Below are 10750 nucleotides of genomic sequence, written 5' to 3' on the forward strand. Positions count from 1 at the left end.
TCTGTCTTTGCCTTGCTGTGGCGTCGCTCATGACTTCGTGTGCTGACCTGATAAAAAACTAACTATAAAGATTATGCGCTCGAAAGAATTCTTCAACGTTTTTTTCGTAGAGATTCTATACAAAACGTTTTAAAATTCGCGCTTATTTTTAGTTTACTGAGGTTTTGGATATGAATGCACCAAGCGTTACTATTTTAGATGGTGGTATGGGCAGAGAGTTAAACCGAAGAAATGCGCCTTTCCAACAGCCTGAGTGGTCCGCGCTGGCAATGATGCAGGCGCCTGAGATTGTCAAAGAAGTTCACCACGACTTTATTGAAAGCGGCGCTCGTGTCATTGCGACAAACAGTTATTCCCTTGTGCCGTTTCACATCGGAGAGGAAGTGTTCGCTGAGCAAGGGTATTCGCTTGCGGAACTGTCTGGAGAAGTCGCGCGCCAAGCAGCTGCTGAAAGCAAACATAATGTTCTGGTTGCAGGCTCATTGCCACCGTTGTTCGGCTCATATCGTGCTGATTTATTTAGAGCTGATAGAGTCGAAGAAGTGGCAACGCCGCTTATTCAAGCTTTAAATAACAACGTTGATGTTTGGCTAAACGAAACTCAGTGCTTAGTCGAAGAAGTGAAGGCGGTTAAATCGCTTGTTGATAAACATGACAGTGAGAGCAAGCCATTTTGGGTATCCTTTACATTAGAAGATTCTGAGCCGACAATTGAGCCACAATTGCGTTCGGGTGAATTGGTACGTGAAGCAATTAAAGCAATGGTTGATATTAAGGTTGCCGCGATTTTGTTTAATTGCAGTCAGCCTGAAATCATTGGCGAAGCCATTAAAATTACACGTGATATTTTGGCCGAGTTAGGTTGCGATACCATTGAAATTGGTGCCTATGCCAACGCATTTCCTCCACAGCCCAAAGAAGCAACGGCTAACGACGGGTTAGATGAATTGCGCGAAGATTTGTCCCCACCAGCGTATTTGGATTGGGTTAAACATTGGGTTGCTGATGGCGCAACACTTGTTGGTGGTTGTTGCGGCATTGGGCCTGAGCACATTGAAGCAATGTCTAACGAATTGGCTTAGTATACGAGTGGCAATTATGATACTTGTAAGTTGAGTTTATTAAAATGAGTTCAATAAAAAAGGAGAGCGAGTGCTCTCCTTTTTTATTATTAACTTTTATTTCAGTAACTCATTACGGCACATAGTGTTACTTAGATTAAGTACGTTAAATACACCGCAATTAGAAATCGAGTTTCAGTTCTGTCTTTGAAACGACGATGCCGTTGCGGTCACAATAAATGTAATCGCCTGACATGAGTTGAATTCCCGCAAACTCTAAAGGAGCACCGATTTCGCCAAGTCCTTTTTTTTCAGTCGGTAATGGAAATGCACATAGTGCTTTAACACCGAAGTTTAGCTTTGAAATCGTGCAGACATCTCGAACCGCGCCATTAATAACAATGCCTTTCCAGCCGTTTTTCATTGCGTTTTCAGCTAGCATATCGCCCAATAACGCTCTTCTACAGCTTGCTTTTCCATCTACCACGATGACTTTACCATGGCCTTGAGAGAAGGCCAGTTCGCGAACCTTACTGTTGTCTTCAAAACAAGATACGGTGACGACTTCACCATAAAAGCAGTGGTTCCCTCCAAAATCTTGAAAAATTGAGTCGGCAATCGTAATGCTGTCGGCATAATGATCACAAAGGTCGGGTGTTAAATCAGTCATAGTCAGCTTCTCTTTCAGGGGCTTCAATTAATTCATTCTCCGCTGCGATTTGCAGCAATGAGGCAATTTGTTCATCCGGAGGCATTAACTCCAGTGGTGTTGGGTTACCAAGCGCGGACCATTCATTACGTAAGTCCAATCCTCGCTCTAAAAACCAGTCATAAATGTCCAATACTTCAAATGTCGGCTCCAGTCCTTTAGAGTCAAATATTGCTTCAACGAGCAAGGCTAAATTCTGTGGTTGAAGTGCATAAACCGTATCTGTATCGAATTCACTTGTCCATTCCGAAAGGATATCGCCGGCTTCATAGCCAAACTCATAAAGTTGGTTTTCGTCGATATTTTGAATGTTAGATTCAACAGCAGCGGAATGAAGCCAGTCGTCGTCAGGGGTAACGAGTACTTCTTTGATCTCAGCATCGTGCGTAGACCAAGTAAATAACAAAGGAAATGACGGCTCGTCGGCAGAATTGGCGACAGCGGTGATGAATATAGGTAAACTTGCCATATTAAAAGTAACAGCCTGTTTAGTAAGGAATATTGAATGACCAGTCGTATCAAGATTAGCAGCTTTTTTGATGGCGGAAACATAACCGTGATCGACGCGGCGGAACCTGACAATATTAGAGTAAGTATTCCGAAAGATACAGAGTCAGATTTCTATCAGTGGTTTTATTTTCGTTTACAAGGCGGTATGGGCGAACAGTGCTCAATTTATTTCGAAAATGCAAAAGGTGCGGCTTATCCGGATGGTTGGGAGAATTACCAAGCCGTAGCATCGTATGACCGTGAGCACTGGTTTCGCGTGCCAACAAATTATCATGACGGCGTACTTAATATTGAACATCAGCCGGAGCAGGATAGCGTTTATTACGCTTATTTTGCGCCGTACAGTTATGAGCGTCACCTTGATATGCTTTCTTGGGCCAGCTCGCACGAAGATTGTGTGACTCATCATTTAGGTGAAACGGCAGAAGGACGTGATATTACCTTGCTAGAAGTAAGCAAAACCCAAGGCCTGGCAAAAAATATTTGGATTACCGCGCGTCAGCATCCTGGCGAAACAATGGCCGAATGGTTTGTAGAAGGCCTATTAGAGCGACTATTTGACGAATCACACCCAGTTGCTAGAGCAATTCTAAAGCAATGTCGATTCTACATCGTACCGAACATGAATCCTGACGGTGGCGTGCATGGGAACTTACGAGTTAACAGTAAAGGCGTTAATTTAAATCGAGAGTGGAAGCGATCTTCTCAAGAAAACAGCCCTGAAGTGTTAGCGGTTCAAAAGAAAATGGCTGAGGTTGGCGTTGATATGTATCTTGATATCCACGGTGACGAAGCGCTGCCAGTGAACTTTGTTGACGGCTGTGGTGGCGTACCGAACTTTGATTCGCGTATGAAAGCCATGGAAGCACTTTTCTCCGAGACGCTGCTTGCTGTAAGCCCCGATTTTCAAACAGAGAAAGGTTATGAACAAGACCACTTTGGAGAGGCGAACTTATCTGTCGCAGCAAAATGGGTCGGCAATACTTATCGTTGTTTGTCTTTGACGTTAGAAATGCCGTTTAAAGACAACGAAAATTTGCCCGATGAAGAAGTCGGCTGGTCTCCAGAGCGCTCTAAAATTTTGGGTGCCGATGTGCTGTATCCCATTTACCAAGTGGTGAATAGCAAAAACATGTCTTAATTAGGTTTTTGACGTTGGACGCCGTTATCAGGTCGGTGTCCAACGCGCCTAAATCATATCTATTCTTACTGCTACCTATAAATGCTTATTTCTGCGTGCACCATTCAAAATACTCTATCTTAGATTTCTGCTTATAAAGCGTGATATATCTGCCTAAAAATACGATTGATTTTCATTCAAAAACAAGTGTAATCCCGTGTAATCGAAAGTTTTTAACTTTGTTGCCATGATTGATGCCGTCGCTATAAAAAAACGCGCGGTAGCCGCACCGATCTCTGTTTGGTTGACACAATAAAAAGACAAGACTAAACGGTTTTCGAACAAGTGCATTCCCGCCTTACGTATCAAAATCGATAATAAGGAACATTGCATTATGAAATCGACATTTTTGCAATCAAACCCGAAAGAGGTCACGCCGGAAAACTTTTCCGACGCAATGCAACAAGCTATTGAAATCGAAATTGCCACCATCCCCGTATATCTATTCACCTACTACTCTATTAATCGTACGCCGGATCAGGGCGCGATAGAGGAAAAAATCAAACAACTCATTGCAGACGGTAAATCGAGTATATCGCCCGATGCGCCGACGCAAACCATTGATGCGTTAGCTACTGATTTATCGACCAAGATTATGGTGTTTGCCAACAAAGCGGGCGCGTCGATTATCAGTGTCGTGATCGAAGAAATGTTGCATATGTCGCTGTCTTCCAATGTGAAGCAAGCGCTGGCTGGAAAGCCGGAGCTCGTTAACAAAAGCCCAGAAGTCTGGCCTGCCTTTCTTCCGGGACATGAGCCACCGTTCCCTATAAACCGCGCCAAATTGACGTTCGATCAGTTATACACCTTTATGCAAATTGAAAGCCCGAATACGCTAGACGGATCAGATAATAAAGCGACGGCCATTAAATACACCACGATTGGTGATTTTTACGGACTTGTTAAAAAGTGCATTGAGGAAGACTTTAAAGATGATAGTTACTATCACTGGGATCGACCTCAGCTTGTTCCCAAGATGGGTTATTACGCTCAAAATGACGTGAACACGCTTTACTACGACAAAGAGCACAAGCCCAAATTTGAAAACGCATCGGATAGTGGCGACCTTATTCATGTTGTTGATAAAGAGTCGGCCATAAAAGCGCTTGATGAAATTGTAGAGCAGGGTGAGGGGTGTCACGGTCGAGGTTTTATCAATATTGATGGCGAAGATTGCGTTTCGTGCACTCCTTTTGAAGCCGATGATTATGATGATAAATCACGCAGTGAACTTGCTCACTTTGACAAATTCAATCAACTCTGGTGTGAGATGAAAGGCTTAGACACCGAATTCGCTGCCGTTTTTGGTGAGAATTTGGACCCAAAGCAACTCTTTATCTATAACTTTGAAGCCAACCCTAGTACCACTGATTACCCATCAGTTATTCAAAAAGTATCCAACCTGACCAACGCTGTTTACAGCTATTTGTATGTAATGACAGAAGCCTGCTATAGCGCAGACAAACATACTCAATATGAAATATTCATGTTTGGCATTCATAAATCGATGATGTGGATTCTCGGCTCTTTATGCGGTGAGCTGCCTGGGATGAGTTATATCGGCGCGGACGGACGAGAATACCAAGCCGCTCCGACCTTTGAGAACTATCGCTTCTCTGCGGTATGTTCGCCAAAACAGCAAATTATTGAATTATTTAACGACGCTGTCGCCGCCTACCCAGGTATTGCCTATATGAAGGACAGAATATTGGATCTTCCAAATGTTCCTTTGGAGCCGTATTTGGCCAAACCAAAACAACCTATTCTCGCTTAATTGAATGAATCAGTGTTTGCCCAATCTTAATTGCAGATATGAGTGGCAAATACGAATTGGTAAAGGAGAGTCTTACTATGTCAAAGTCGCAAAATGGGTGTGGATCACCTTCAAGTAACGGTTGTGGATCTACGCCGCGTTCACCGGCCTCAACGACCGATGAACAAATTGTACCGAAAGAGCTGCATGCTTGTATGGGGCTGAATGCATGCAAAGGCCATGATCGCTTTGCTACAAATGACTGTGCGGGAATGGGGCAGTGTGCAACACAAAGCCATGTGTGCCATACCCTTAACAACTGCCGTGGGCAAGGTGGTTGCGGGTTATATGGCGACGCCGCCGAACAGTGTAAACCCGCTGAAAACGATTGTGCGTTTCAGGGGAGCTGTGCGACACCAATACAAGCGGAACGTATCTCAACGCTTGGGGCGAATACGGGTAAAAGTGTGTGGTTATTAGCCCGAGAGTTGTTTGAAAAGCGCATGGAGAAATCTAAGCGAAATGTTGGCCCGTCACCGATGCCAGATGGTCCGCCACAAAAGTGGTTGCAATCCCTCGATGGCGGCTATGATTCCTGTGGTAGCTCCGGTGATAAGTACTGTTCATTCGGGTTCAATGATCCTGCGAAAAACGCGCAAAAAATGATAGCGCGTAGTAAAGCAGAACTAAAGCAAACCGTCGAAGACTGCGATTGCACTAAGGACAAGTAAATCGTGATAAAGGAAAAATCAGATTCAAGCAATGGTAGTAAGTACCCTGAGCAAGCTGAAACTGAACGTCGTGCGCTTGAACAGCGCATTGGCGATCAGCTAGGCCTAGGTCTTCGAAGTACGCACTTTTCGCATATTTTAAACGAAAACCCAAATGTCTCATGGTTTGAAATCATCTCTGAAAACTTTATGGATTCAGGGGGAAGGCCGAGGCACATGTTGAACCAGATAGCAGAACGCTACCCCATCGTGATGCACGGCGTGTCTTTATCGATAGGCAGTGTCGACGAGCTAGATTATGGTTATCTAACTCGCCTTAAATCACTCGCATCAGAAGTGAACGCGAAGTGGGTTAGCGATCATCTTTGTTGGACGGGCGTCATGACGTTGAACTCGCATGATCTGCTTCCAATGCCGATGACGGAAGAGTCGCTTATACATGTATGTGAACGTATCGAAAAAGTTCAGAATTACCTAGGTCGTCCGCTTGTTTTAGAAAACCCCAGTACTTATATGCAATTTAAAGCTTCTCATATTCCCGAATGGGAGTTCTTTAACGAGATGTTTAGCCGAACTGGCTGTGAAATGCTGTTAGATGTCAATAATGTCTATGTGTCTTGTTTTAACAGTCAAACCAATCCACATGAATATCTAGAAAAGATTAATTTTAAACACGTTCGTCAAATGCATTTAGCGGGACACGAACATTGTGGCGACTACATCGTAGACACTCATGATCGACCCGTTTCTGAAGAAGTGTGGCCGCTGTTCGAATACGCCTGGAACCGCACCGAAGGCGTCGCAACTTGTCTGGAATGGGATGGTAATATTCCAAGTTTTGATGCGTATCTGAATGAGCTACTTAAAGCGAAAGAGGTACTGTTAAAAAGTAAAGTTGACAGCGACACCATAGGAAACGACCACTCTCTCAGCTCTGTTTATGATACGAATAAACACTCCATTGCGACGCCATTGGATTTTCTCGTTCCATCGATGGGAGACTAACTAATGTCTCTAAAACAGCTACAAACAGATTTTATGGAGGCACTGATTGATCCAAGGGCGACAGGTGAATTCTTAGATCAAATTCAGCCTTGCGGTAACCTTAGTGCAGCACAGCATATTGCAATCTATCAACGCAGTTACATCGCGCGATTGCAGCAGTGTATGGCGTCACAGTTCTCCGCACTTAAAACAGCATTAGGGGATGAGTTGTTTTCACTGTTTACCGCCGACTATCTACGTGCTTTTCCATCCCACAGCTACACTCTAAACAACTTAGGTGCGCGATTCGCGGAGCACTTAGAAGCAACAAGACCTGCGATAGATCCTAACAATGAAGAAAACTGGCCCGCTTTCGTCGTTGAGCTTGCGCGTTTTGAATACCATGTGAATGATGTCTTCGATCTAAAAGTAGATGACGATGCTTCGGTTAGGAACGTTATCGCTACAGAGTCACGGCGTCTAAACAGAAGTGCACGTCTGTGTTCTCACGAATATCCAGTATGTCGATATTTTAATGATATAAAAGAAAATCCGAACGCTGATATTCCGTATCCTCAACGAGAGTTCTGTATTCTATTTCGCCACAACTATCGAGTTGTGATGCTAAACGTTCTAGACGATCAGGAAATAGAACTGTTTAAGCGACTAGCGCGAGGCAATGATTGGGACAGCGCATGTCTCTTCTTTAATGATTTGAATTGGTTGGAAGCTGTGGAGAAACGGTGGGCTGGCGAAGGGCTTCTCGTTTAGCTTCTCCGTATTTCTCATATGAAGACAGCCTATCTTGAGAAGCCCTGGCATTTCTTTCTTGCTGTGATTCTTCGTTATACAAAGAAAGCAGATTAGCTCAGAGTAGCGAGGTACTTACGCTCTAAGTCACTGTAAGCGAGTTGCAGTCTGTCTAATTCAAGGTTTTTACGGTTGAATTCTGTACGAAGTGCGCGTTCGTCAGTGTTCGTTGCTTGTTCCATAATTTGCGCTTTAATATCGCTGGTTTGATTCGCCAATTGCTTATTCTCTTCTCGTAGTGCATTAAGCTCATCAGAAGTTTGATCACCGCCACTTTGTTCAGCGACAGCTTTTAGAATGTTCGCTTCGAGTTCGTCTGTCTCAGACTCTGACGTTTGCAACTCTTGAGCTAACAACTCAACACAGGTTTCAGACTCTTGAAGAAGTCGTTCTAAATTCTCGACTTCTTTGGCGTGTTCATTGATAAAAAAGTCATTGTGTGTATTTTCATTGTCCTGCACCTCTGTCAGTCCAAGTTTAATCGAATCAAAGGTTTCTTTCTTATTCGCTTGAATACTGGTTAAGCCTGAGATGACCGATGTATCGGTTTCTTTGAGCTTTTGCTCGATGTCTTGTAATGCCTTATTTTTACTTGAGATGTCTTGTCTTAGAGACTCAATGGACAAATTTGTCGTATCGAGTTCGGCATTAAGCTGTTCGATAAGAGAAAGCGATTCTGCGCTCATTCGTTCCAAACGCTCAATGGCCACTTTTTGTGATTCCGTATGAGAATCGTCGGTTTTCTCAGATCGTTGACTATCGAGGGCTTCTTGAAGTTTTTCGATAACGGTCTGCTGACGAGAGGACAATTGCTTCAGCGATTCCAAGTGGCGTGAAGAGTGCGCTTTTTTTACCGGAGATTGTACTGGTGGCGTAGTCGGCTCGGCTGTTACATCGTATGAGTGCGCTGAATGACTGTTAACTGAATTGATTTGCTCACGCAGCTTAACTTGCTCTGATTTTAATCGTTCTAACTCGCGTTCTTTGATAGACAGTTGAGCAATACGTTTTTTTGTCCGTTCAATGTTAGTGCGAAGATCTTCATGCAGCTCTTTTTGATTTGCGATGAGGTTTTCCTTCGTCAGCAGTACCTCACCCGCTTGCATGAACTCTTGATCTAGTTCTTCTAGATTCTGTTCTAGGTCGGATTTACTTGTATTACGGCTTTCAAAGTCGAGTGCTGCCAGAATGCTAGCAAGGAAGCGATTTAAAATAGGGCGAGGGTTTTGGCTATTATCATTAATGATAATAGCCTTTTCCGCTTTTAGAAGCGTGCCCCATATTTTGAATTTTGTGGTTCCAAGTTCGTCTTTTTCGTGCAGTTTGGCTTTAACTGATTCCACCGCGTGACTGACTTGGCGTTCAATAAAAGCCCCCAAGCGTTGGTAGGAAGCGGTGAGGTCAGGTTCGGATGTGTCGTGACTGGATGTCTCAATGTCACTAGTAGAAGCGGACGAAGCGTCATCTGCTTGAGCTGATTCTTGATTGTCCTCAAGTCGTTTTTTTAACACTCGAATGCGCCAAACGAACAAAGCCGTCAAGAGCGCAAAAACCGTTGAACTCTCTAATAGTACCCAAAGTTGCCACTTTTCCATTTATTCCTCCCAACTCCTCATTGTAACGACGTTAATGAAAACCAGTTGCATATACATCGTCTACAGTGTCAGATACACTTCCTAAAACGTCATTCTTTGTATTCGTTAAACCGCTGCTCATAGATTCGCGGCGTTTAACCTGTTGCCTGACTCAACTTGTATTTCATTAATGGCGGTGAATGGTATTTATTAATCTTAACGGAAAGAAAGACTCTATGAGTAAAGATTTTATAACATTTATGCGCAATCGCGTATCTGAACCCAAATTAAGCACACCAGCCCCGACGAAAGAAGAATGGAAAGACGTGCTAGAGGCCGCCAGCCGCGCTGCCGATCATGGCGGTCTAAAGCCATGGCGATTCAAAGTCTATGAGGGAGAAGGGCGCCAAAAAGTTGGCGAAATATACTGGCAGCACGCGAAATCAGAAGTCGACTCCCTGCCAGAAGATAAAAAAGACTCCTTTATTAAAAAAGCCTTCAGAGCACCACAAGTATTGCTTGTTTACACACACGTTGTAGAGCATCCAAAAATCCCTGCGGCTGAACAAATCATGGCGGTGTCCGCGGCGGCTCAACAAGCATTACTGGGATTAAGCGCACTCGGATACGGTGCAATGTGGCGTACGGGGCCAGCCTGCTTCACAGAACAAACAAACGGCTTATTAGGGCTTGAGAAAACAGATCAAATTGTCGGCTTAATCTACGTCGGTACGCCAGAGACGTCTTCTGCTACAGTGAAACCAGTTGACCTAGAAGGGCGCTTTGAGTGGGTCTCAGAATAATCTTTAATAATTGTTCATAAACTTAGAAAAAATAGTTGCAATTCAATAGCTTCATCAATATTATACGCCGCACGAATTGCGACGAACAATTCAAAAAGTTATGGTGAGCTGTCCGAGTGGCCGAAGGAGCACGCCTGGAAAGTGTGTATGTCGAAAGGCATCAAGAGTTCGAATCTCTTGCTCACCGCCATTATTTAAAAAAGCCGCTTAGGATTCATTTCTTAAGCGGCTTTTTTGATTTCAATCCTTTCATTTTTCGTTCCTATCTTTTTTGCAATTTCTTTTGGGTGAATAGAAAATATATATAACCTTGCGATAGCCCATTTCTGAGCACTTTGTTGGTCGGAGTTTAGTCATGTAACCAATTGAGTTGTCGAATACTCGTATTCGGTAGGAAAGCAAAGAAGGATAGGATTTGCTAAGTTTCTATGATAAAAGTAAAAATATTCATATCTATAAGTGAAATACGACACAAAAACACCGAGGCCACATGAAGAAAAGAACATATTTTTTGTTACTATTTGAAGTTTCTCGACTATCTAGTATCTAGTTTTTTAGAAACTAGAAACTAGAAACTAGAAACTAGAAACTAGAAACTAGAAACTAGAAACTAGATACTAGATAGCGAACAGCGA

The 10750-nt window shown here is 43.5% G+C and carries 10 protein-coding genes and 1 tRNA gene; 8 read left to right on the forward strand and 3 right to left on the reverse strand.

Translation table 11 applies throughout. The features are described from left to right. Positions 1-170 precede the first annotated feature (170 nt). Positions 171-1082, forward strand: coding sequence for a homocysteine S-methyltransferase family protein (locus MARME_RS10510; protein WP_013661244.1), 912 nt, complete (start codon positions 171-173; stop codon positions 1080-1082). Positions 1083-1242: 160 nt separating this feature from the next. Here the strand turns inward: MARME_RS10510 and MARME_RS10515 are convergent, their stop codons facing one another. Both MARME_RS10515 and MARME_RS10520 read right to left on the reverse strand, forming a co-directional pair. Beyond that, positions 1243-1731, reverse strand: a complete 489-nt coding sequence (locus tag MARME_RS10515; RefSeq protein ID WP_013661245.1) for a putative 4-hydroxy-4-methyl-2-oxoglutarate aldolase — start codon at positions 1729-1731, stop codon at positions 1243-1245. Further along, on the reverse strand, positions 1724-2239 hold the full coding sequence (locus tag MARME_RS10520; RefSeq protein ID WP_013661246.1) for a hypothetical protein: 516 nt from the start codon (positions 2237-2239) through the stop codon (positions 1724-1726). The genes MARME_RS10515 and MARME_RS10520 overlap by 8 nt, the downstream gene beginning before the upstream one ends. Positions 2240-2275: 36 nt before the next feature. Between MARME_RS10520 and MARME_RS10525 the strand changes: the two genes are divergently transcribed. The 5 genes from MARME_RS10525 (at position 2276) to MARME_RS21445 (ending at position 7699) form a co-directional block, all read left to right on the forward strand. After that, positions 2276-3421 (forward strand): M14 family metallopeptidase, encoded by a 1146-nt coding sequence (locus MARME_RS10525; protein ID WP_013661247.1) that lies wholly within the window; start codon positions 2276-2278, stop codon positions 3419-3421. A gap of 373 nt (positions 3422-3794) precedes the next feature. Beyond that, positions 3795-5234 (forward strand): ferritin-like domain-containing protein, encoded by a 1440-nt coding sequence (locus MARME_RS10530; protein ID WP_013661249.1) that lies wholly within the window; start codon positions 3795-3797, stop codon positions 5232-5234. A 77-nt stretch (positions 5235-5311) separates the two neighbouring features. Then, positions 5312-5944 (forward strand): hypothetical protein, encoded by a 633-nt coding sequence (locus MARME_RS21440; protein ID WP_013661250.1) that lies wholly within the window; start codon positions 5312-5314, stop codon positions 5942-5944. Positions 5945-5947: 3 nt separating this feature from the next. After that, positions 5948-6949 carry an MNIO family bufferin maturase gene (gene bufB, locus MARME_RS10540; RefSeq protein WP_013661251.1) on the forward strand — a complete coding sequence of 334 codons (1002 nt, stop codon included), beginning with the start codon at positions 5948-5950 and terminating at the stop codon, positions 6947-6949. A 3-nt stretch (positions 6950-6952) separates the two neighbouring features. Further along, entirely contained in the window at positions 6953-7699 is a 747-nt protein-coding gene (locus MARME_RS21445; RefSeq protein ID WP_013661252.1) for an HvfC/BufC N-terminal domain-containing protein, read from the forward strand. A 92-nt stretch (positions 7700-7791) separates the two neighbouring features. Here the strand turns inward: MARME_RS21445 and MARME_RS10550 are convergent, their stop codons facing one another. Beyond that, positions 7792-9333, reverse strand: coding sequence for a coiled-coil domain-containing protein (locus MARME_RS10550; RefSeq protein ID WP_013661253.1), 1542 nt, complete (start codon positions 9331-9333; stop codon positions 7792-7794). 215 nt (positions 9334-9548) lie between these two features. Between MARME_RS10550 and MARME_RS10555 the strand changes: the two genes are divergently transcribed. Both MARME_RS10555 and MARME_RS10560 read left to right on the forward strand, forming a co-directional pair. Beyond that, entirely contained in the window at positions 9549-10115 is a 567-nt protein-coding gene (locus MARME_RS10555) for a nitroreductase family protein (RefSeq protein WP_013661254.1), read from the forward strand. Positions 10116-10217: 102 nt separating this feature from the next. Beyond that, positions 10218-10305: transfer RNA gene (locus MARME_RS10560), tRNA-Ser, on the forward strand. The last annotated feature ends 445 nt before the right edge of the window (positions 10306-10750 follow it).

Source organism: Marinomonas mediterranea MMB-1, assembly GCF_000192865.1.
GTDB lineage: Bacteria > Pseudomonadota > Gammaproteobacteria > Pseudomonadales > Marinomonadaceae > Marinomonas > Marinomonas mediterranea.

Bases quoted from the DNA above. Each gene is read 5' to 3' on its own strand.
- MARME_RS10510 (WP_013661244.1), top strand. From the start codon at position 171: ATGAATGCACCAAGCGTTACTATTTTAGATGGTGGTATGGGCAGAGAG.
- MARME_RS10515 (WP_013661245.1), bottom strand. From the start codon at position 1,731: ATGACTGATTTAACACCCGACCTTTGTGATCATTATGCCGACAGCATT.
- MARME_RS10520 (WP_013661246.1), bottom strand. From the start codon at position 2,239: ATGGCAAGTTTACCTATATTCATCACCGCTGTCGCCAATTCTGCCGAC.
- MARME_RS10525 (WP_013661247.1), top strand. From the start codon at position 2,276: ATGACCAGTCGTATCAAGATTAGCAGCTTTTTTGATGGCGGAAACATA.
- MARME_RS10530 (WP_013661249.1), top strand. From the start codon at position 3,795: ATGAAATCGACATTTTTGCAATCAAACCCGAAAGAGGTCACGCCGGAA.
- MARME_RS21440 (WP_013661250.1), top strand. From the start codon at position 5,312: ATGTCAAAGTCGCAAAATGGGTGTGGATCACCTTCAAGTAACGGTTGT.
- MARME_RS21445 (WP_013661252.1), top strand. From the start codon at position 6,953: ATGTCTCTAAAACAGCTACAAACAGATTTTATGGAGGCACTGATTGAT.
- MARME_RS10550 (WP_013661253.1), bottom strand. From the start codon at position 9,333: ATGGAAAAGTGGCAACTTTGGGTACTATTAGAGAGTTCAACGGTTTTT.
- MARME_RS10555 (WP_013661254.1), top strand. From the start codon at position 9,549: ATGAGTAAAGATTTTATAACATTTATGCGCAATCGCGTATCTGAACCC.